Here is a 21,715-nt window from a genome sequence, read left to right as displayed (position 1 = left end):
AACCTGATGCCAACGGTGACATCCGTAGCCGCCTCCGTCGCGGCCTCGTCCGCAGTCTCGAACGAGGTGCCGGCGTCGCTCGAGCTGGCGCCCTACGTCATCCTCCTGCCGCTGGTGGGCGCCGCCGTGCTCCTGCTCGCGGGTCGTCGCAGCGACAGGTGGGGACACTGGCTCGGCCTCGCGACGGCGATCGGGTCGTTCGTGGTCGGTCTAGTCCTGCTGGTGGGGCTCCTCGGGCTCGACGCGGGCGAACGTGTCTACGACATGGCGCTCTACGACTGGCTCCCGGGCGGGACGCTCGACGTCGGCGTCGGGCTGCGGATCGACCCCCTGTCGGTGACGTTCGTCCTGCTCGTGACCTTCGTCGGGTCGCTCATCCACCTCTACTCGGTGGCGTACATGGAGCACGACGACGACCGCCGTCGGTTCTTCGCCTACCTGAACCTCTTCGTCGCCGCGATGCTCGTCCTGGTGCTGGCGAACTCGTACCTGCTCCTGTTCGTCGGCTGGGAGGGCGTGGGGCTCGCGTCGTACCTGCTGATCGGGTTCTGGTACCGCGAGCGCAAGAACGCGGTCGCGGCGAAGAAGGCCTTCGTCATGAACCGTGTCGGTGACATCGGTCTGATCGTCGCGATGATGCTGATGCTGGCCACCTTCGGCAGCCTCGACTTCGCCGTCGTGCACGAGCAGGCACCGGCTGCCTCGCTCGGGATCGTCACCGCGATCGGCCTCATGCTTCTCCTGGCGGCCTGCGGCAAGTCGGCGCAGTTCCCCCTGCAGGCGTGGTTGGGCGACGCCATGGCCGGCCCGACGCCCGTCTCGGCGCTGATCCACGCGGCGACGATGGTCACCGCGGGGGTCTACCTCGTGGTCCGGTCGGCGCCGATCTTCGACGTGTCGCCCGACGCGCGCCTGGTCGTCGCGATCATCGGTGCGGTGACCCTCGTCTTCGGAGCGATCATCGGCTGCGCGAAGGACGACATCAAGAAGGCGCTGGCGGCGTCGACGATGTCGCAGATCGGCTACATGATCCTCGCGGCGGGCCTGGGGCCGATCGGCTACGCGTTCGCGATCTTCCACCTCGTGACCCACGGCTTCTTCAAGGCTGGCCTCTTCCTCGGAGCCGGCTCGGTCATGCACGGCATGGGTGATCAGGTCGACATGCGGCGGTTCGGCGGACTCTCGAGGTACATGAAGGTCACGTTCGTGACCTTCGGTCTCGGGTGGCTCGCGATCCTCGGCATCCCGCCGTTCTCCGGGTTCTGGAGCAAGGACAAGATCATCGAGGCCGCGTTCGTTCCCGTCGAGGGGGCCGAGTGGCAGGCCTGGGTCTTCGGGTTCACGGCGCTGATCGGCGCCGGCATCACCGCCTTCTACATGTCCCGCCTCTTCTTCATGACGTTCGGTGGCAAGCGGCGCTGGAACGACGGCTCGGGGGACGTCGACGGCACCGGCCCGCAGCAGGGACCGGTCCAGCACCCGCACGAGTCGCCGCTGCTCATGACGCTGCCCATGGTCGTCCTAGCCTTCGGCTCCGTGTTCCTCGGCGGGTTGCTCGCCTGGGGCGACTCGTTCGTCACCTGGCTGGAGCCCGTCACCGGCCACGCCGAGCATGCCGAACCGGTGCTGCCGGTCTGGTCGCTCATCACCCTCACCCTGCTGCTCGTCGTCGGTGGTGTGATTCTCGCCTGGCGCCAGTACGCCGTGGCGGACGTGCCCGTCACGGCGCCCCCGGCCTCCGCGCTCACCCGCGCCGCCCGGGTCGACCTCTACCAGGACGCAGTCAACGAGACGGTATTCATGCGGCCGGGGCAGTACCTCACCCGCACGCTCGTCTACTCCGACAAGGAGGTCGTCGACGGCACGTGGATGGGCGGTGCCGCACTGCTCGGCACCGTCGGTCGTGTGTGGCGCAAGGCCCAGAACGGTTTCGTCCGCTCGTACGCCGCCACCATCCTCGGTGGCCTGATCGTGATCGTCGCCGTCGTCCTGGCGCTGGCGAGCTGAGGTAACCGTGATGACCGACTTTCCCTGGCTGACAACCCTTGTCCTCGTCCCGGCGGTGGGCGCCCTCGTCGTCCTCGCGCTGGGGCGCACCGCGGCACGGTCGCGCGTCCGCGAGGTGGCGCTCGCGATCTCCCTGGTGGAGGTCGGGGTGCTCGTCGGCGCACTGACCCAGTTCGACACCGGACAGTCGCAGGTGCACCAGCTCGCAGAGACCCACGCGTGGATCCCGCAGCTCGGGACCAGCTGGGCGCTCGGCGCCGACGGTGTCTCGATGCTGCTCGTCGCGCTCGCCGTCGGGCTCGTCCCGCTCGTCATCGGCGCCGCCTGGCGCGAGAACCTGCCCACGGACGGCTCGAAGGGTCTCGGGCACACCGGGACGTACCTGGTGCTGATCCTGCTGCTCGAGGCCTTCATGGTCACGGTCTTCGTCGCCCGCGACGTCTTCCTGTTCTACGTCGTCTTCGAGGCGATGCTCATCCCCGTCTACTTCATGATCGGTGGATTCGGCACGGGGGCGCAGCGGCGGTTCGCCGCGGTCAAGTTCCTCATCTTCTCCCTCGCCGGCGGTCTGATCATGCTGGCCGCGGTCATCGCGCTGTACGTCAACGGGCCCGGCGGTGAGCGCGGGTTCCTCATCGACGAGCTGACCGGCTACCTCGCCCAGAACCCGATGGGGACGAGCACCGAGCGACTGATCTTCCTCGGCTTCTTCATCGCCTTCGCGATCAAGGCGCCGATCGTCCCCGTCCACACCTGGCTCCCCGACGCCGCGCAGGCGGCACCTGCGGGGACGTCGGCCCTCCTGGTCGGGGTGCTCGACAAGGTCGGCACGTTCGGCATGCTCGCGCTGTGCCTGCCGCTCTTTCCGACGGCGAGCGTCTGGGCGGCACCGGTCATCGTGGTTCTCGCGGTCGTCTCGATCATCTACGGCGCGCTGCTCGCGATCGGGCAGTCCGACCTCATGCGTCTGATCGCCTACACGTCGGTCTCGCACTTCGGGTTCATCGTGCTCGGGATCTTCTCGTTCACGTCCCTGAGCATCTCGGGCTCGTCCCTCTACATGCTCAACCACGGGATCTCGACGGGTGCGCTCTTCCTGCTCGCGGGCTTCCTGATCGCGCGGCACCCGGAGCGGTCGCAGCGGATCGCGGACTACGGCGGACTGCAGAAGGTGGCACCGGTCCTCGCGGGGACGTTCCTCGTCGCGGGTCTCTCGGCGCTGTCGCTGCCCGGCCTCTCGACCTTCGTCAGCGAGATCATGGTCCTGCTCGGCACCTTCGCCACCAGCAGGTCCGCCGCGTTGTTCGCGGTCGTCGCGGTGGTTCTCGCCGCGCTCTACGTCCTGCTGACCTACCAGCGCGTGTTCACCGGCAAGGTCCCCGACGAGCTGGCGGCGACGCCCGACCTGTCGGGGCGCGAGCGCTGGGTGGTCGCGCCGTTGCTCGCCGGGCTGGTCGTCCTCGGCGTCTACCCGGCGCCGGCGCTCGACATGGTGCGCGAGCCGGCGCAGACGACGATGACCGCGATCGGCGTCGTCGACGCCGCACCAGCTGACGATCTGGCCACGGCCGGCGAGGGGAGCGACTCATGACCACGGACTTCATCGAGCCGACGATCGACTGGGCCCACCTCGCCCCGATCATCGCGGTGCTCGGCGCCGGTGTCCTGGGCGTGCTCGTCGAGGCGTTCGTCCCCGCGCGGAGCCGACGCGTCGTCCAGCTCGTCGTGACGGCGCTCGGGATCGCGGCCGCGCTCACCGCCGTCGTCGTGCTGTGGCCCGGGGTCCAGGAGTCGGGCGGGGTGCGGATCGTGGGCGGCACCGTGCTCGTCGACCCGTTCGCCCTGGCCGTGCAGGCGATACTCCTCGTTCTCGGGATCTTCTCCCTCCTGCTCTTCGCCGACCGCTCGTCGGGCGACGACGCGTTCGCCCCGGCCGCGGCCGCCGTCCCGGGCTCCGCGTACGAGGACCTCGCACGGGCCCAGGGCGTCCGGCAGACGGAGGCCTTCCCGCTCCTGCTGTGCTCCCTCGGCGGGATGATGATCTTCGCGTCGACGAGCAACCTGCTGATGATGTTCGTCGCCCTCGAGGTGCTCTCGCTCCCGCTCTACGTCCTGTCGGCGCTCGCGCGTCGTCGACGCCTGCTGAGCCAGGAGGCGGGGTTCAAGTACTTCCTGCTCGGCGCGTTCGCGTCGGCCATCTTCCTGTTCGGTGTGGCGCTGATGTACGGCGCCACCGCGTCGGTCGACCTGGCGGAGATCCGCATGTCGATCGCCCGCGGGGACGAGACCGCCGTGGGCGGACTCCTGATGGTCGGTCTGATCATGGTGATCGTCGGGATCCTCTTCAAGGTCGGCGCGGCGCCGTTCCACGTGTGGGTGCCGGACGTCTACAAGGGTGCACCGACGCCGGTGAGCGCCTTCATGGCCGCCTGCACCAAGGCGGCCGCGTTCGGAGCGCTCGTCCGCATCGTCGTGGTCGTCGCCCCCACGCTCGGCATCCAGTCCGCGGCGTTGGCGCAGGGCTTCGAGGTCGCGCTGTGGATCGTGGCGATCCTGTCCATGCTGGTCGGCACGCTGGTGGCCATCCCCCAGACGGACATGAAGCGCATGCTGGGGTACTCCGCGATCGCCCACACGGGCTTCATCCTCATCGGGGTCGTCGGACTCTTCCTCTCCGCGGACATCCGCGGGTTCTCCGGTCTCGGGGTCCGCTCGACCCTCTTCTACCTGCTGGCCTACGGCGTCGCGACGCTCGGTGCCTTCGCGGCGATCACGCTCGTCCGCGAGACGACCGCGGCACCCGTGCTCGCGACGACCGCCGGCGCGGGGGTCGATGGCGGCACGGCAGAGCTCGGCGGGGAGGAGCGTCAGGAGGACGTGCGCGAGTCCACGCCGATCCTCGGCGAGGCGACGCACATGGCGCAGTGGGCCGGCCTCGGTCGCCGCAGCCCGTGGCTCGCGGCCGCGTACTCGCTGTTCCTGCTGTCCCTGGCGGGGATTCCGCTCACGGGCGGCTTCATCGCCAAGTACACGTCCTTCCAGGCGGGCATCGCCTCGGGGGCCACCTGGCTCGCCGTGATCGGTGTCCTGACCTCGGTCGTCGCGGTCTTCTTCTACGTGCGGATCATCGTGCTGTTCTACTTCACGACGCCGGACGAGGAGTCCACGGACCACGCGCCCGTGAAGGTGCTGGGGATGGGAGGACCGGCGGGCGTGACCGTCGTCGTCTGTGCCGTGGCCGTGATCTTCCTGGGCGTGTTTCCGTCGCCGGTTCTCGATCTGGTGGCTCAGGCGGCTAAGTTCGTCCCGTGACGTCTGTACCTCCTCCCACGACCGGGGCGTTCCCGCTCGCCGACTCCGAGCTCGCCGGTCGCATCGGCGCGCGCATGGAGTCCGTCGAGGAACGCCTGCGCGACTCGGTCACGCAGGCCGACCGGCTCGCCGACACCGCCTCCCGCCATCTCGTCGACGCCGGGGGCAAGCGGCTCCGGCCGATGCTCGCGCTGCTCGCCGCCGAGCTGGGGGACTCCTCGCCGGACGAGGTCCTCGACGCCGCGGTCGGCGTCGAGCTCACGCACCTCGCGACCCTGTACCACGACGACGTGATGGACTCCGCGCCCGTGCGCCGCGGGGCGCCGTCGGCGCACGAGGTCTGGGGCAACAGCGTCGCAATCCTCGTGGGGGACCTGCTCTTCGCCCGGGCCTCGCGCACGATCGCCGGGCTGGGACCGGAGGCGGTGCTCATCCAGTCCGCCACGTTCGAGCGACTCTGCCTCGGACAGCTCCACGAGACGGTGGGCCCGGGGGAGGGCGACGACGCCGTCGAGCACTACATCCAGGTGCTCGCGGACAAGACCGCGTCGCTCCTGGCGACCTCGGCCCGTCTGGGCGCGATGTTCGCCGGATGTGCCGACGAGACCGTGGAGTGCGTGGCGGCGTACGGCGAACGTCTCGGCGTCGCCTTCCAGCTCGCCGACGACGTCCTCGACCTGACCTCCTCGGGCGAGGAGTCCGGCAAGACCCAGGGAACCGACCTGCGCGAGCACGTCCCCACGATGCCGGTCCTGCTCCTGCGTCGCCTGGTGGCCGAGGGTCAAGGAGGACCCGACGACGTCGCGCTGCTCGCGGCCCTCGACGGCGACCTGAGCAGCGACGAAGCGCTCGCGGACGTGGTCGAGCGTCTCCGCGCCCACGAGGTTCTCGCCCGGACGCGCACCCTGGCCGTCGGCTGGGCGCAGGATGCCGTGCGCGAGCTCGCCCCGCTGCCCGAGGGCCGCGTCAAGGCCGCGATGGAGGCCTTCGCGTCCGCGCTCGCGGACCGCGCCGCCTGAGCGCCGTCTCACCGACGCACTCCGCACGGAGCCCCGGCTGCCGTCGGGACGGGGTTGTCCACAGGGCCGCCGAACGGGCAGGATGTGTGCCTGTTGATCACTACTCTGGAAGCAACGGGTTCGGCCGAGGGGGCCGGCCAAGACACAGAGGAGTGCACCGCATGGCCAACATGAACGTGACGTACGAGGAGATGCGCACCCAGGCGACGCAGCTGCGGACCGGGCAGCAGGAGCTGCTCGACACGCTGACCTCGCTGCAGACCCAGGTGGGCAACCTCGTCGCCAGCGGCTTCGTGACCGACCAGGCCTCGGGTGCCTTTCAGACCTCGTACGAGGAGTTCACCTCGGGAACCCAGCAGGCCGTGAACGGTATCGAGGGCATGGCCCAGTTCCTCGACCAGGCCGCACAGACCCTCGAGGACGTCGACACACAGCTGGCCAGCGGTCTCCGCAACTGACGAGAGCGCACGACGACGAGCAGGGCCGGGGCGGTGCGCCCCGGCCCTGCTGGCGTCCAGAGGGACTCCGCCCGCGGCGGTCAGCCGGCTGTCCACAGGTTCCCGACCGGCGGTCGCGCCGGCCACGCTCGGCTCGCTAGCGTCGAGGGCACGGACCCGCACGGGGTGCCGTGGAGGGGGAAGCGCATGACGACGTCCGGTCGTCCGAGGACTGACCGTGCCGCCGAGGGTGAGGCACGGTGAGGATCAAGCTGACCCTGGTTCGTCCCGACACGACGCGCGAGGACGTGACAGTCACGGCTGACGCCGCGACCTCCGTGGGAGAGCTGGCCGAGGCGCTTGCGGGCGTCGATATGCTCCCGCCGCGCAGCCGGTGGACCGTCAAGGTCGATCGTCCGGGCGTACCCGACCCTGCCGTCCTCGACCCGCAGGCCGTGCTCGGCGACGGGTGGATCGGGTCCGGTGCCGTCGTCGCCCCGACGCCGGTTCCGACCGACGGGACGACCTACCCCGAGCACGGCGCGGGCCGATTCGGGCCGGTGCCCTTCAACCGGTCGCCGCGCGTCCAGGACCGCTATGCCGGGATCACGCTCGACGTCCCGACGGTTCCCGTCGAGCAGGACCCCCCGGACTTCCCGGTGATCGCGTTGATCGCACCGATCCTCATGGGGAGCGCGATGTACTCGATCACGGGTTCGCCGTTGTCGTTGGTCATCGTGCTGCTCACCCCCGTGATGATCGTCGGCAACTACGTCACGCAACGCCGCCGTCGTCGTCGCCGCAGGGCACGCGACGTCGCGCGGTTCACCGAGCGCCTCGACGGGCTGGCCGAGCGCCTCGTGGAGGAGCAGCAGGACGAGCGCAGGGTCCGCGAGCTCGAGGCTCCGCCGACGGACCAGGTCCGTGGCCAGGCCCTGGAGCGTGGGCCGGGGCTGTGGTCTCGTCGCCCGGAACACTGGAACTTCCTCCTCGTGCGCCTCGGCACGGGAACCATGCCGTCGCGCTGCACCGTGGACGAGCCCTCCACGATCGACGAGAAGGTCTTCGCGGACGCGGTCGCCGAGGTGCTCGAACCCCACCGAACGCTCACGGCCGTCCCCGTCGTCGAGTCGCTGCCCGACGCGGGTGCGATCGGCGTGGCCGGGGACGACCGTGCGGTCGGTCCGACCCTCGACGCGCTCGTGGTCCAGCTGACGGCTCTGCACTCGCCCGCCGAGGTGGCCGTGGCCGCGCTCGTGGCGCCCGAGCGTGCCGCGGACCTGCAGTGGCTGACGTGGCTGCCGCACACCGGCGGGCCGCACGGACCCCTCACGGTGCCGCAGCTCGCTGACGAGCGACGCAGCGCAGACGCGCTCGTCGAGGACCTCGAGCGGCTCATCGCCCAGCGGATGCCGAGCGGCGGGCCGCGTCGTCGGGGCGAGCTCGGCGTGGACGACGCCGCGCTCGACCGGGGCGGGGACGTCGGGACGTCGTCCGGCAGCCGGCGCGACCAGGTCTGCCTCCCTGCTGTGGTCCTGGTCGTCACCGAGGGGGCTCCCACCGACCGGGCTCGGCTGGTCCAGATCGCCGAGCGTGGGCCCGACGCCGGGGTGTTCGTGCTCTGGGTGGCACCGACGGTCGAGGTCCTGCCTGCGGCCTGCCGGACGTACGTCGAGTGCGGTGACCGACCGCGGGCGGGACTCGTCCGCTCCGGGGTCCGGGTGGACGATCTCGTCCCGGAGCGCACGGGCCCGGCCGAGGCCGTCGAGTACGCGCGCCGCATGGCCCCCGTGGAGGACGCCGGCTGCGTCGTCGAGGACGCGACCGACCTCCCACGCTCCGTCTCGCTTCTCGACCTCCTGGGCCCCGAGACCGCCGAGGACCCGTCCGTGATCTCCGGTCGATGGGACGAGAACCGGCCCGGGCTCGGGAGAGCGCGGCGGCTCACGGCCGTCGTCGGGTCGGCCGGACGGGACCCCGCCGTGCTGGACCTGCGCGTGGACGGGCCGCACGCCCTCGTCGGCGGCACGTCCGGGGCGGGGAAGTCCGAGTTCCTCCAGGCGTGGGTCCTCGGTCTCGCGACCGCGGTCGGCCCGGACGACGTGACGTTCCTCTTCGTCGACTACAAGGGCGGGTCTGCCTTCGCCGAGTGCACCCGGCTGCCGCACTGCGTCGGTATCGTCACCGACCTCACCCCGCGGCTCGTCCAACGGGCGCTGACCAGCCTGCGTGCCGAGATCGTCCACCGCGAGCAGTTCCTCCACCGCGCCGGGGCCAAGGATCTCGTCGAGCTCGAACGTCGGGGCGACGGCACCGCTCCTCCGGCGCTGGTCATCGTCGTCGACGAGTTCGCCGCGCTCGTCGGCGACGTCCCCGAGTTTGTCGACGGCATGGTGGACATCGCCCAGCGCGGACGATCCCTCGGCATCCACCTCATCCTCGCCACGCAGCGACCTGCCGGTGTCGTGAGGGACAACCTCCGTGCGAACACGGCACTGCGCGTCGCCCTGCGGATGGCCGATCCGGCAGACTCCACCGACGTCGTCGGCGTCCCCGACGCGGCCCATCTCGATCCCGCGACGCCGGGGCGGGCCGTGCTCTCGACCGGCCCCGGCCGCACCCGTGGCTTCCAGGCCGCCTATGCCGGCGGGTGGACCCGACGAACCCCCGAGCGAGACGGTGTCGAGGTCGCCACCCGACGGTTGGGCACACCCGTGCCCTGGGAACGCCCGCACGTCGCGATCCCCGACGCGGACCCCGGCGACACCGATCTGCAGCGCCTCGTCGCCGTCGCCCGGACGGCGTTCGACCGGACCGGGCGCGCCGTGCCTCGACGCCCGTGGGTCGCCGAGCTGCCGGACGTCGTGGCGCTCGCGGACCTGGGGCCCGCGTCGCGGGACGCGCTCGTCGTGGGCCTGGCCGACCACCCGGACCGGCAGGTGCAGGAGCCGGCCCTCTTCCTGCCGGCGGTCGACGGCCACCTCGTGGTGCTCGGCACCGGCGGATCCGGTCGGTCGACGGTGCTGAGGACTCTGGCGGCGTCCGCCGCCTCGGGACCGGAGACGCACGTCTACGCGCTTGATGCCGCGGCCGGGGACCTTCGGCCGCTCGAGCGTCTCGACCACGTCGCGGCTGTCGTCCCGGACGATGACGTCGACCGGGTCGAGGCGCTGTGGAGGACTCTGTCGCGGGATCTCGCCGTCCGGTCGGAGGCCCGCGCCGAGGGTCGGCCGGTGCCCGGCCCCCGGGTTCTCGTCCTCGTCGACGGCTTCGGGACCTTCCGCGAGGAGGCGGAGGCGTCCGGGAGGAGCCGATGGCTCGACGTGCTGCGCGACCTGCTCGCGGAGGGACGCGCGGTCGGGCTGCACGTCGTGCTGTCGGCGGACCGGTTGGCGGCGATCCCCACGTGGGCGCGGTCGCTGGTTCCTCGTGTGCTGCGGCTGCGGTCGGCCGAGGAAGGGCTGCTGGCCTCCGCGGACGTTCCCGAGGCCGGGGCGCCCGCAGGGCGGGGCGTGCTCGACGGTGTCACGCTGCAGGTTGCCGTGGCTGGCGGCGTCCCCGGTGCTGCTGCCGAGGTCGCGAATGTCGCCGCAGCGGGGTCGTCGACCACGGCACCGGCTCTGCGGGTCCTGCCCGCGGTCGTCGAACCGTCGACCCTGCCACCGGCGTCCGGCACGTCGGGTTGGTGGGGGCTCGGGGTCGACCTCGAACCCGTCCCCGTCGAGCTCGTCGGGACGATGGTGGTCGCGGGCCCGCCCGGCGGTGGCCGCTCCAACGCGGTCGGGTGGATCGCGGGGCAGATCGGGGCGGACGTCCACACCGTGCGCGTCGGTCCGACGGGCTCGGTCGTGGCAGGCGCTGCGCGGTGGGACATCGAGGTCGCCGACCCGTCCGACGTGCTGCCCGCCGTGCAGGACCTGGTCGCACGCGCCTCCGAGGGGCCTGTCGCCCTGGTCGTCGAGGGGCTCGACGAGTACCTGCAGACTCCCGCGGACGCAGCCCTGGTGCAGGCCGTCGCAGCGCTGCGGCGCGGACGGCATCTTGTGGTCGCCGAGGCCGACACGAGTGCGTGGGCGGCGTCCTGGCCCCTGATCGCCCAGGTCCGGCGTGCACGTCGTGGACTGCTTCTTCAGCCAGATCCTGCCGACGGGGACACGATCCTGCGTACCTCGCTGCCCAGGGGACCGCGGACTCCGCTGCCGCCGGGTCGGGGGACCTGGGTCGAGCGTCGGCGGGTGACCACCGTGCAGGTCCCCCTGCTCTCGCCACCGTCCGAGCACTCGGTCGTGCGGGAGAACGCCGTGACGGCAGGCATCATGGAGGGATGACGACCTACACGTACCCCGGCCCGGACTTCCCCGGGCCCCCGTCCGTCGAGCTCACGGCCGAGGACGGGTGGCAGCCACGCCACGGCCTCGGCCCGGCCATGACGATGGAGCGATCGGACGACGGGGGCGCCAAGCTCGAGGTGGTTGTCACGCGTCTGCGCGACTGGGAGACGTTGGACGAGGCAGCCATGAAGATCGCGGGAGCTCTCGAAAAGCTGCCGGGCTACCGCGAGCTGGTGCGCGACGCCGACCCCGTGTCGGGATTCGACGGATTCCGCCTCGAGGCGCAGGTGCGCAACCCCGCCGGAGGAGGAGCGTTCCTGCAGCTGATCCGCTACGCGCTCGTGCAGCAGCGGGCCGGTGTGCGAGACCTGGTGCAGCTGATGGGGTCGTGCACGGCCGCGCAGGCGACCCTGGTCGCCCCGGAGATCCGGGCGATGCAGGACTCGGTGGTCCTCCTGGCCGCGGACTGAGGACACCGCGTTACATTCGCCCATCGGACGAACAGGCCTCGACGGTGCGCGGGTACGCTGGAAGAGTGAGGCTTGGCTAACGTCAGTTGTACGATCGAGGTCGAGCCCCGCCGTGCCCGTGCGACCAGCGCGGTGAGCGGGGGCATCGACGGGCCGGCGCGGTGAGCACCGCCTGCCCCACCTCGTGAGTACTCGATCCGGAAGGTGCACGTCACCGTGAGTAGTAACCGTCCTCTTCGCGTCGCCGTCGTCGGCGCGGGCCCCGCAGGCATCTATGCCTCGGACATCCTGTCGAAGACCGACGTCGACGTGAGCATCGACCTCTTCGAGCGCCTCCCGGCGCCGTTCGGCCTGGTCCGTTACGGCGTGGCGCCTGACCACCCGCGCATCAAGCAGATCATCACGGCGCTGCACCGGGTCCTCGACCGCGGCGACGTGCGCCTCATCGCCAACGTCGACTACGGAGTCGACGTGAAGCTGGACGACCTGCGCCAGTACTACGACGCGGTGATCTTCTCCACGGGTGCGATCCGCGACGCGGACCTGACGATCCCGGGCATCGACCTCGAGGGCTCGCACGGCGCGGCCGACTTCGTGTCCTGGTACGACGGGCACCCGGACGTCTCGCGCGAGTGGCCGCTGCAGGGCGAGCAGGTCGCGGTGATCGGTGCCGGGAACGTGGCGCTCGACGTCGCGCGCGTCCTCGCCAAGCACGCGGACGACCTGCTGCCGACCGAGATCCCCGCCAACGTGTACGAGACGCTGAAGTCGTCGACCGTCACGGACGTGCACCTGTTCGCGCGCCGCGGGCCCGCTCAGGTCAAGTTCTCTCCGCTCGAGCTCCGTGAGCTCGGGCACGTCCCGGACGTCGACGTCATCGTCTACCCGGAGGACTTCGAGTTCGACGAAGGCTCCATGGCCGCCATCGGGTCGTCGAACCAGACCAAGCAGGTCGTCAAGACCCTGACCGACTGGACGCTGAAGGACCCCGAAGAGTTCACCGCCTCGCGCCGCCTGCACCTGCACTTCCTGCACGCCCCGCACGAGATCCTCGGTGAGGACGGGAAGGTCGTCGGCGTCCGGACCGAGCGCACGGAGCTCCAGGGTGACGGCACGGTCAAGGGAACGGGCGAGTTCCACGACTGGCCGGTTCAGTCGGTGTACCGCGCGGTGGGCTACTTCGGATCGCCGCTGCCCGAGATCCCGTTCGACGATCTCAAGGGCGTGATCTCCAACCGTGAGGGCCGCGTCATCGACATCGACGGCGAGCAGGTCCCCGGGGTCTACGCGACCGGATGGATCAAGCGTGGTCCGATCGGTCTGATCGGGTCGACCAAGTCGGACGCGTCGGAGACGATCCGGCACCTGGTGGAGGACATCACCGAGGCTCCCGCCGAGGGACGGACCGCCGAGCACGGCGAGCCCGACGCGATCCTCGAGTTCCTCGCCGAGCGCGGCGTCGAGTACGTGGAGTGGTCCGGCTGGCAGCTCCTCGACGCGCACGAGCGCTCGCTCGGGGAGCCTCACGGACGCGAGCGCATCAAGGTCGTCCCGCGCGAGGAGATGCTCTCCATCGTGCGCGGGCAGTCCGCGACGAACTAGTCCTCCGGTCGAAGGCCGCGGGTCCAGGGGCGAGCGTGCCCCGGGCCCGCGGCCTTCGGCGTTCCCGGAGTCGTCGGCCCGACGATGCAGCGGGCGCCCAGTTCCTTCCCAGCGCACACAGATATCCTGGTCACTCACGGTCGAGAAGGGAAGCGCGTGCCTCGTCACCATCATTTCAACGGACTCAAGACCGCGGCGCTGTTCGGGGCGCTCTGGGCGGTCCTCCTGGGCATCTGGGCGCTGTTCGGGCAGGACCCGGGGACTCTCTGGATCTTCGCACTCCTCGGAGTCGGCAGTACGGCGTACGGGTACTGGAACTCGGACAAGCTGGCGATCCGGGCGATGCACGCCCGGCCGGTGACGGAGGCCGAACAGCCTGCGATGTACCGGATCGTCCGCGAGCTCTCGGCGAAGGCCGACCAGCCGATGCCGCGCCTGTACGTCTCGCCCACGGCGGCGCCGAACGCGTTCGCCACGGGGCGCAACCCCAAGAACGCGGCGGTGTGCTGCACGGAGGGCATCCTGACGCTGCTCGACGAGCGCGAGCTGCGGGGCGTGCTGGGCCACGAGCTGATGCACGTCTACAACCGGGACATCCTCACGTCCTCGGTGGCCGGCGCGATCGCCGGCCTGGTGACCTCTCTCGCGCAGTTCCTCCTCATCTTCGGCGGGGACCGGGACCGCGGCGGCAACCCGCTCGCGGCGATCGCGATGGCGATCCTCGCGCCGTTCGCCGCGATGCTGATCAAGCTGGCGATCAGCCGGACGCGTGAGTACGACGCGGACGAGGACGGCGCGACGCTGACCGGCGACCCGCTGGCGCTGGCGTCGGCGCTGGCGAAGCTCGAGAGCGGCACGCAGCGCGCTCCGCTCCCGCAGACCCGTGACACGGTCGACGCCGCGCACATGATGATCGCAAACCCGTTCTCGGGCGGGGGCATGGCGAAGATGTTCGCGACGCACCCGCCGATGAAGGACAGGATCGAACGCCTGCAGCGTCAGGCCGGGACCCAGGACGGGATCATCCGCTACTGACGTCGTCCGCCCGGGTCGGCCCGACGGTTGACGCGAGGTACGTGCGGACCGCCGCCCACGAGTCGGACGTGGGATCGAGGTGTGCGAAGTGGTCCTCGCCGTCGACCGTCAGCGTCGTCACGGTGTCCCCGGCGGCCTCGGCCGCGTCGCCGTAGAGGGTCGTCTGTTCCACCGGGACCGTCGCGTCGAGCGCTCCGGTGAGCACGAGCGTGTCGACCCCCAGCGGCACCCGCCGGATCGGCGACGCGACCGCGTAGCGCTCGGGCACCTCGTCGGGACGGCCACCGAGCAGCGCGTCGACGGCCCCGCCCCCGGCACCGGTCGCGCTGGCTCGCTCGAGGTCGTTGACGCCGGCCTGGGAGACCACGGCGTCGGGAACGAGTCTCGGGTCGGAGCCGACCGCGCCGTCGGCGAGCCCGCCCCGTGCCCCGAGCCACAGCGCGAGCGTCCCCCCGGCCGAGTGCCCGACGACGGCGACCGGCCCGGCGTCGACGCCCGCGGTCTCCAGGGCCGACGGAAGAATGTCGACCGCGGCCGCGACGTCGTCGTACGTGCCCGGCCAGCCGCCGCCCGGGTCGTCCGCGGCCCGGTACTCGACGTTCCAGACGACGTACCCGTCGCTCACGAGTTCGTCGGCGAGCGCGGTCTCGAGCGACCGGTCGTAGCCGCTGCGCCAGTAGCCGCCGTGGATCAGGACCACGACGGGGGTCGGGCCGTTCGAGCGCTCGTCGGGCAGGTGGAGGTCCGCCACCTGGTGAGAGTCGTCTCCGTAGGCCACCGTCGACACGGTCGGTCCGGTCGGCGCCCGGTCCGGTTCCGTGGACGTCGGCGCGGAGCAGGCGGTCGGGAGGCACGCGACGAGGGCCGCGACGGTCAGGGCTCGGGCGGCGGGCGGACGGCTTCGGCTCACGCCCCCATCGTGCCTCGTCCGGAGCGCGACGGCGGCCGCGGTCCGTGGGCTGGGGACGACCTGGCACCATGGTCGCCCATGGATCGCGTGCAGATGTGGGAGAAGAAGGCCGAGTGGCCCTTGATCGGCCTCGCCGTGGTGTTTCTCGTGGCGTACGCCGTGCCGATCGTCTGGCCGGACGTCTCGCCCCAGACCGCCGTGCTGTGCGAGGTGCTGATCACGACGACGTGGGTGCTCTTCGGCGTCGACTACGTGGGCCGACTCCTTCTCAGCGCCGACCGCCGGGGATTCGTTCGCCACAACCTCTTCGACCTGGCGATCCTGGTGCTCCCGATGCTCCGGCCGTTGCGCCTGCTGCGCCTCCTGACGCTGCTGCGGGTCCTGGACCGGACGACGGCGGACGGCCTGCGCGGGCGGGTGGTGACGTATGCCGTGGGGGCGACGTCGTTGCTGATCCTGGTCGGCGGGCTCGCCATCACGGACACCGAGCGAGGCGTCGACGGATCCACGATCGAGCACGTCGGTGACGGCATCTGGTGGGCCGTGGTCACGATGACCACGGTCGGGTACGGCGACGAGTACCCGGTGACGGCGACGGGTCGGTGCGTCGCGGTCGTCCTGATGGCGATGGGGATCACGCTGCTCGGTGTCGTGACCGCGACGTTGGCGTCGTGGCTGACCGACCAGGTGGCCGAGATGGGGGAGGAGGACGGTGCGGCGACCCGGGCCGAGGTGCGCGAGCTCCGGGACGAGATCCGCTCGCTGCGGGCCGAGCTCACCGCTGCCGGCGCCGCCCCGCCCGCGGGCGAGGGCGGGGCGGCGGAGGGTCAGCGGTAGTTGACGAACTGGAGCGCGACGTCGAGGTCGGCGCCCTTGAGGAGCGCCTGGACGGCCTGCAGGTCGTCGCGGGACTTGGAGGTGGCACGCACCTCGTCGCCCGTGATCTGCGTCTTGACGCCCTTGGGGCCCTCCTCGCGGATGAGCTTCGTCACCTTCTTGGCGTTCTCGCCGGCGAGCCCTTCCTTCAGGGACCCGGCCAGGCGGTACTCCTTGCCCGAGGCCTGGGGCTCGTTCTCGCCGGTGTCGAAGGCCTTGAGGGAGACGCCGCGCTTGATGAGCTTGGACTGGAAGACGTCGAGGGCGGCCAGCACGCGCTCGGAGGAGTTGGCGGTGATGACGATCGCGTCGTCGCCGCTCCACGCGATCGAGGCGCCGACTCCCTTGAAGTCGTAGCGCTGCGCGATCTCCTTCGCCGCCTGGTTCAGGGCGTTGTCGACCTCCTGGCGGTCGACCTTGCTCACGATGTCGAACGACGAGTCAGCCATGGGTTTCTCCTTCTGCGGGTTCGGGGTCAGCTGGTCCCACGGTAGTGCGCCCGGCGAGTCTCGTGGCGCGGGCCGCGCGCAGGGCGTCGGCGGTCAGGAGGATCAGCGCGCACCACACGAGGACGAACCCGGCCCAGCGGGCGCCCGGCATCGGCTCGTGCAGGACGAACGCGCCGACCACGAACTGCAGGAGCGGCCCGAGGTACTGCAGCATGCCGACGACGCTGAGAGGGATCCGACGCGCGGAGGCACCGAACAGGAGCAGCGGCAGCCCGGTGATGACCCCGCAGCTCATCAGGAGCAGCGCGTGCCCGGCCCCCTCGGTGCTGAACGTCCCGGTGCCCTGGGCGAACAGCACGCCGAGGTAGACCAGCGCGGCGGGGGTGAGCACCGCGGTCTCCACGGCCAGGCCGGGCAGCGCGCCCACGCTGCGCCCGGTGCGGTTCTTCAGCAGGCCGTAGAGCGCGAAGGAGAGCGCCACGGTCAGCGCGATCCAGGGGATCCCGCCCACGCCGGTCGAGATCACGACGACGGAGAGCACCCCGAGCCCGACCGCGGCCCACTGCAGCGGGCGGAGCCTCTCGCGCAGGACGACCACCGCGAGCAGGATCGTCAGGATCGGGTTGATGAAGTACCCGAGCGCGGCGTCGAGCACCCGGTCGGTGAGCACGCCGTAGACGTAGGTGGTCCAGTTGACGCCGACGAGCACGCCGCCGAGAGCGACGAGTCCGAGCGTGCGCCTGTCGCGGACGACGGGGCCCAGGGTGCGCAGGGTGCCGGTGGCGGCGAGCAGGACGACGCAGAAGATCAGGCTCCACACGATCCGGTGCGCGATGATCTCGAGCGTGCCGGCGGGCTCCAGGAGCGGGAAGAAGAGCGGTGTGATGCCCCAGATCACGTACGCACCGACGCCCAGGAGCAGGCCGGTGCGGTCGAGGGGCGCGGCGGGAGCGCGGGTCGGGGCCGCGGGTTCGCGCGGCGGATCCTGCGGGGTGGACGTCACCCGCACACCGTAGGCGCCCCGGGGCCGCAGCACCCACCGTTTTGGATTCACACGCGGACTGGTTGTAGTCTTACGTCGCTCCCGCAGCGCTCTTCGAGCGTGGGCGAGCACAACTTCACACTGGCAGGTTGCCCGAGCGGCCAAAGGGAGCTGACTGTAAATCAGCCGTCATCGACTTCGTGGGTTCGAATCCCTCACCTGCCACCCGTGAACGGGGCGACGCCTTGGGTGTCGCCCCGTTCGTCAGCCGTCATCAGGGCCCGTTCCTGTGGTGGATGGCACAGCGGTCGCAGATTTCGTTACACGCCGCAGGCCGTGTAGAGTTTCCTGCGCTGCCCCGATAGCTCAGACGGCAGAGCGTCTCCATGGTAAGGAGAAGGTCAAGGGTTCGATTCCCTTTCGGGGCTCTGTGGTGATTGAGAGGTTGGGACCGCCTTCGGGCGGTCCCAACCGCTTGATCTCCCCACGTGGCGGGGTAGCTCAGGTGGTTAGAGCACACGGCTCATAATCGTGGTGTCGCGGGTTCGAGTCCCGCTCCCGCTACCACTCATCACCCCAACCGTGCGACGGCCGGCGTCGCACGGCCTGATAGGACGTAGCGCCCTCCGGAGGCGCGAGAGGTGGCACTACCGTGGCAAAGAGCTCAGACGTTCGCCCCAAGATCACGCTCGCGTGCGTGGACTGCAAGGAGCGCAACTACATCACGAAGAAGAACCGCCGGAACAACCCGGACCGCCTCGAGATGGCGAAGTTCTGCCCGCGCTGTGGCAAGCACACCGCGCACCGCGAAACCCGCTGATCGAAGACTTCTCGATCGATGCCGATCAACGCCGACTACGCGGGCCGCACCTATCCGGTGACGGATGCGTATGTCGTCGGACGCGAGAAGCTCCGTGAGTTCTCGTCGGCCGTCGGTTCCCTCCACCCCGTGCACCACGATCTCGTGGCCGCGCGGGGTGCGGGCTATCCGGACCTTGTCGCGCCCCCGACCTTCGCGGTCGTCGTCGCGCAGCGGGCCGAGGCCCAGTACATCCAGGACCCGGACGCCGGGGTCGACTTCAGCCGCGTCGTGCACGCCGACGAGCGCTTCACCCATCATCGCCCGATCGTCGCCGGCGACGAGCTCGTGACCGTCCTGCACGTCGACTCGATCGTCGAACGACGCGGGCTGTCGATGGTGACCACCCGGTGCGAGATCGCCGCGCGGACCGCCGACGGCGAGCCGCAGCCCGTCGCGACCGTCACGTCGACGCTCGCCGTCCGTGGAGACGACGCATGACCCGCCCCGAGTACTCCGACCTGTCCGTCGGTGACGAGATCGGTACCCGGACGGTCGAGGTCGACCGGGCTCGACTCGTCCGGTACGCGGGCGCGAGCGGCGACTTCAACCCGATCCACTGGAACGAGCGCTTCGCGACCGAGGTCGGACTACCCGGCGTGATCGCGCACGGCATGTTCACGATGGGTGCCGCCGTCGCGCTCGTCGAGGAGTGGGCCGGTGACCCGGCGGCCGTCGTCGACTACCAGACGCGCTTCTCCCGCCCCGTGCCGGTCCCCGACCAGGGCGTCGCGGTCGTCGAGGTGGTGGGCGTCGTCGGTGCTCTGGACGCCGATGCCTCCACCGCACGCATCGACCTCGCCGTCACGTTCGAGGGCGCACGCGTGCTCATGAAGACGCAGGCCGTCGTCCGACTCTGAACGACCTCGCCGGAGGTCGTCGACAGCAGCCCGGTCGGCGACGCGCCGATCCTCGCCCCGCGCCTCGCGCGGGAGAACAGGTCACACAGCCTCGCGCGGCGGACCCGTCGTCGTCCCGACCACGAGCTCGACGTCGAGCTCGACCGACTCCGGGGCGTTCCCCGCCAGCAGGTTCACGACGGCCTCGCCGATCTTCGCGCCCTTCTCGGCGAGCGGCTGCCGGACGGTCGTGAGCACGGCCGGTGCGAGCCAGGGCAGGTCCAGCCCGTCGAACCCCGCGATCGAGACGTCCTCCGGGACCTTGAGCCCGAGCTCCTGGGCGGCGAGCAGCGCGCCGGCGGCGAGCAGGTCCGAGTGGGCGACGATGGCCGTCGGGCGGTCGTCGCCCGAGAGGATCGTGATCGCCGCCTCCTTGCCGTGCTCGACCAGCGGCCCCGCGGGTTCCCAGGTGATGACGGGTTCGACGACGTCCCGGACGCCGGCCAGTCGGTTGCTCGTCGGCGTGCGGTCCGACTGTGCGAGCCGCGCGGCGTCGACGGGGCCCGAGCGGCGCGTGTGGTCGAGGGGGAGCGCGATCTCGGCGATCGCGGAGTGCCCGAGCGAGGTGAGGTGCCGGACGACGTCGACAGTCCCACGTCGGTCGGCGATCGAGACGATGGGAGCACCGGGCACCTCCCGGCCCTCGCCGACGACGACGGGGACGCCGCGCCGCTCGAAGGCGGCGAGCGTCGGGTCGTCGGTGCGCACGCCCCAGACGAGGACACCGACGTCCATGGCGGCCGACTCGATCAGCGGGTCGACGGCGCGGGAGTCGGCGTCGACGCCGGGGATGCCCGGGATCAGGAGCACTCCGAGGCCGGCGGCACCGAGGGTCGAGACGAGACCGTCGAGCACCTGCACGGCGACCGGGTCGCGGAAGCTGCGCTTGAGCTGGTCGCCGATGACCACGCCGACGATGCCGGAGCGTCCGGAGCGGAGCTGTCGACCGAGGGGGTTCGGTCCCGCGTAGTCGAGCTCGCGGGCGGCCGCGAGGACCCGGTTGCGGCTCGCCTCGCTGATCGGCCCGTTGGCGGTGAAGGCCAACGAGGCGGTGGAGATGGCGACGCCGGCGCGCTCGGCGACGAGGGCGAGCGTGGGGCGTGCGGATGCAGACAACGGATCTCCTCCAACGGTTGACGCGACAGCCAGCCTACTAGCAAACTATGCGGATCGAATCGTTTCGATCCGAGCCCGCACCGATCCGCACTCCGTTCGCTCCTGCTGACGGACCCGTCCGGCCAGGAGTACGCCGCGATGCCCACCACCCTGACGCCCCAGCGAGCAGCCTGGGCTGTCGCCACCGTGTTCTTCGCCTCCGGGTTCGCCTTCGCGAGCTGGGCCTCACGCCTACCGGCCGTCCGCGACGCGCTGGGCTTCGGAGAGGCGCAGATGGGCCTCCTCCTGCTCTCGGCGGCGGTCGGGTCGATCTGCGCGCTGCCTCTGTCCGGGCTGGTGGTCAACCGCCTTGGCGCGGTGCGGACGGTGGTGATCTTCGCCGTCGTCACCGCCGTCGGGTTCGCGGTCACCGTCGTCGCCGTGGACCTCGGCGTCGTCTGGGCGGTTCGTGCAGGTCTCGTCGTCGCCGGGATCGGCAACGGGGTGTGGGACGCGGCGATGAACATCGAGGGCGCCGCCGTCGAGCGCAAGCTCGGTCGTTCCCTGATGCCCCGGCTGCACGCGGCGTTCTCGCTGGGCACGGTGGCGGGCGCGGGGGTCGGTGCGCTCGCAGCGTTCCTACAGGTCTCCTACACCGTGCACGAGGTCGCCGCGATGGTCGTCGTGGTCGTCACGGTCCTCCTCGCCGTGCGGTACTTCCTGCCCGTCGAGGCCCCGGAACGCGTGGCACCGTCGGCCGACGACCTGCAGGTCGACCCCGTCGCCGCGCCGTCGGCGGGCCGGAACCAGCTCGCCGCCTGGACCGAGCGTCGCACCCTCCTGATCGGGATCGTGGTGCTCGCCGCGGCCCTGACCGAGGGTGCAGCGAACGACTGGGTCTCGCTCGCCGTCGTCGACGGGTTCGGCGTGGCGGACGGCATGGGGGCCCTGGGCCTCGCGCTGTTCCTCAGCGCGATGACCGGCATGCGGCTGCTCGGCACCGGTCTGCTCGACCGGTTCGGCCGCGTCGCCGTCCTGCGACTGTCGGCAGGTCTTGCCCTGGTCGGTCTCGGTGTCTTCGCCACGGTGGACAACCTCGCGGTCGCGATGGTCGGCATCGTCCTGTGGGGTGCGGGCGCCGCGCTCGGCTTCCCCGTCGGTATGAGTGCGGCCTCGGACGACCCCGAGCACGCCGCCGTCCGGGTGAGCGTGGTCGCGACGATCGGCTACTCGGCATTCTTCATCGGCCCGCCGCTGATCGGCTTTCTCGCGCACCTCGTGGGGTACCGCGAGGCGCTGCTCGTCATCGCGGTGCCGCTCGTGATCGGGCTGTTCGTGGTCTCGGCCGCGCGCCCGCTCCCGGCAGCCGACGACGAGCCCGCCGAGAGCACGCCGGGGTCCCGCCCCGGGGACGCCGCGACGAACTAGGCTG

The 21,715-nt window shown here is 71.2% G+C and carries 17 protein-coding genes, 3 tRNA genes and 1 pseudogene; 17 read left to right on the top strand and 4 right to left on the bottom strand.

Translation table 11 applies throughout. The features are described 5' to 3' along the window. Positions 1–6: 6 nt before the first annotated feature. The 9 genes and pseudogenes from nuoL to htpX all read left to right on the top strand — a co-directional run bounded on the left by nuoL (position 7) and on the right by htpX (position 14,213). Positions 7–2,007: an NADH-quinone oxidoreductase subunit L gene (nuoL, locus tag BLU20_RS12370; protein ID WP_083372692.1), complete on the top strand. Its 2,001-nt coding sequence runs from the start codon at positions 7–9 to the stop codon at positions 2,005–2,007. Positions 2,008–2,017: 10 nt separating this feature from the next. Further along, the gene (locus tag BLU20_RS12365) at positions 2,018–3,598 is read left to right on the top strand and encodes an NADH-quinone oxidoreductase subunit M (RefSeq protein ID WP_083372691.1); all 1,581 of its coding nucleotides are present in this window, start codon (positions 2,018–2,020) and stop codon (positions 3,596–3,598) included. Beyond that, the gene (gene nuoN / locus BLU20_RS12360; protein WP_083372690.1) at positions 3,595–5,319 is read left to right on the top strand and encodes an NADH-quinone oxidoreductase subunit NuoN; all 1,725 of its coding nucleotides are present in this window, start codon (positions 3,595–3,597) and stop codon (positions 5,317–5,319) included. Before BLU20_RS12365 ends, nuoN begins: the two co-directional genes overlap by 4 nt. Positions 5,320–5,393: 74 nt before the next feature. Next, positions 5,394–6,071: pseudogene (locus BLU20_RS12355) on the top strand (polyprenyl synthetase family protein); the annotation flags it as partial. Between the two features lie 428 nt (positions 6,072–6,499). After that, a complete protein-coding gene (locus tag BLU20_RS12350) occupies positions 6,500–6,796 on the top strand; it encodes a WXG100 family type VII secretion target (protein ID WP_029252137.1) in 297 nt (98 codons plus the stop codon). Positions 6,797–7,035: 239 nt separating this feature from the next. Continuing rightward, entirely contained in the window at positions 7,036–11,103 is a 4,068-nt protein-coding gene (locus BLU20_RS12345) for an FtsK/SpoIIIE domain-containing protein (protein ID WP_083372689.1), read from the top strand. After that, on the top strand, positions 11,100–11,576 hold the full coding sequence (locus tag BLU20_RS12340; protein ID WP_083372688.1) for a hypothetical protein: 477 nt from the start codon (positions 11,100–11,102) through the stop codon (positions 11,574–11,576). The genes BLU20_RS12345 and BLU20_RS12340 overlap by 4 nt, the downstream gene beginning before the upstream one ends. Before the next feature lie 216 nt (positions 11,577–11,792). Continuing rightward, positions 11,793–13,178: an FAD-dependent oxidoreductase gene (locus BLU20_RS12335; protein WP_043109518.1), complete on the top strand. Its 1,386-nt coding sequence runs from the start codon at positions 11,793–11,795 to the stop codon at positions 13,176–13,178. A 156-nt stretch (positions 13,179–13,334) separates the two neighbouring features. Continuing rightward, positions 13,335–14,213, top strand: a complete 879-nt coding sequence (htpX, locus tag BLU20_RS12330) for a zinc metalloprotease HtpX (protein ID WP_231959217.1) — start codon at positions 13,335–13,337, stop codon at positions 14,211–14,213. On the opposite strand, the gene BLU20_RS12325 is transcribed toward htpX, so the two are convergent. Then, positions 14,200–15,123 (bottom strand): alpha/beta hydrolase family protein, encoded by a 924-nt coding sequence (locus tag BLU20_RS12325; protein WP_197675395.1) that lies wholly within the window; start codon positions 15,121–15,123, stop codon positions 14,200–14,202. The two genes, htpX and BLU20_RS12325, sit on opposite strands and share 14 nt — an antisense overlap. Positions 15,124–15,201: 78 nt before the next feature. Here BLU20_RS12325 and BLU20_RS12320 point away from each other — a divergent pair, with 78 nt between their 5' ends. Next, positions 15,202–15,960, top strand: coding sequence for a potassium channel family protein (locus BLU20_RS12320; RefSeq protein WP_157270468.1), 759 nt, complete (start codon positions 15,202–15,204; stop codon positions 15,958–15,960). Here the strand turns inward: BLU20_RS12320 and BLU20_RS12315 are convergent. Both BLU20_RS12315 and rarD read right to left on the bottom strand, forming a co-directional pair. Then, a complete protein-coding gene (locus BLU20_RS12315; RefSeq protein WP_029252144.1) occupies positions 15,951–16,448 on the bottom strand; it encodes a YajQ family cyclic di-GMP-binding protein in 498 nt (165 codons plus the stop codon). The genes BLU20_RS12320 and BLU20_RS12315 overlap by 10 nt on opposite strands. Next, positions 16,441–17,451, bottom strand: a complete 1,011-nt coding sequence (gene rarD / locus BLU20_RS12310; RefSeq protein ID WP_083372686.1) for an EamA family transporter RarD — start codon at positions 17,449–17,451, stop codon at positions 16,441–16,443. The genes BLU20_RS12315 and rarD overlap by 8 nt, the downstream gene beginning before the upstream one ends. Positions 17,452–17,573: 122 nt before the next feature. On the opposite strand from rarD, the gene BLU20_RS12305 reads away from it, so the two are divergent. From BLU20_RS12305 to BLU20_RS12280, 6 genes are all read left to right on the top strand, one after another. After that, a tRNA-Tyr gene (locus tag BLU20_RS12305) sits at positions 17,574–17,655 on the top strand. Positions 17,656–17,785: 130 nt separating this feature from the next. Further along, positions 17,786–17,858: transfer RNA gene (locus BLU20_RS12300), tRNA-Thr, on the top strand. Between the two features lie 62 nt (positions 17,859–17,920). After that, positions 17,921–17,997 (top strand) — tRNA-Met (locus tag BLU20_RS12295). 85 nt (positions 17,998–18,082) lie between these two features. Beyond that, the gene (gene rpmG / locus BLU20_RS12290; protein ID WP_029252146.1) at positions 18,083–18,250 is read left to right on the top strand and encodes a 50S ribosomal protein L33; all 168 of its coding nucleotides are present in this window, start codon (positions 18,083–18,085) and stop codon (positions 18,248–18,250) included. A gap of 18 nt (positions 18,251–18,268) precedes the next feature. After that, positions 18,269–18,730 (top strand): FAS1-like dehydratase domain-containing protein, encoded by a 462-nt coding sequence (locus tag BLU20_RS12285; RefSeq protein WP_083372685.1) that lies wholly within the window; start codon positions 18,269–18,271, stop codon positions 18,728–18,730. Beyond that, entirely contained in the window at positions 18,727–19,149 is a 423-nt protein-coding gene (locus BLU20_RS12280) for a MaoC family dehydratase (protein WP_083372684.1), read from the top strand. Before BLU20_RS12285 ends, BLU20_RS12280 begins: the two co-directional genes overlap by 4 nt. An 81-nt stretch (positions 19,150–19,230) precedes the next feature. Here BLU20_RS12280 and BLU20_RS12275 read toward each other — a convergent pair whose 3' ends face one another. Continuing rightward, complete coding sequence (locus BLU20_RS12275) at positions 19,231–20,304, bottom strand: LacI family DNA-binding transcriptional regulator (RefSeq protein ID WP_083372683.1); 1,074 nt, start codon at positions 20,302–20,304, stop codon at positions 19,231–19,233. A gap of 138 nt (positions 20,305–20,442) precedes the next feature. Here BLU20_RS12275 and BLU20_RS12270 point away from each other — a divergent pair, with 138 nt between their 5' ends. Continuing rightward, positions 20,443–21,711: an MFS transporter gene (locus BLU20_RS12270; protein WP_052366815.1), complete on the top strand. Its 1,269-nt coding sequence runs from the start codon at positions 20,443–20,445 to the stop codon at positions 21,709–21,711. Positions 21,712–21,715 lie beyond the last annotated feature (4 nt).

It is taken from the genome of Paraoerskovia marina (genome assembly GCF_900105445.1).
GTDB classification, from domain to species: Bacteria; Actinomycetota; Actinomycetes; order Actinomycetales; family Cellulomonadaceae; genus Paraoerskovia; species Paraoerskovia marina.
Note: the sequence above shows the minus strand (reverse complement) of the source record. Positions and strands in the feature narration are given on the sequence as shown.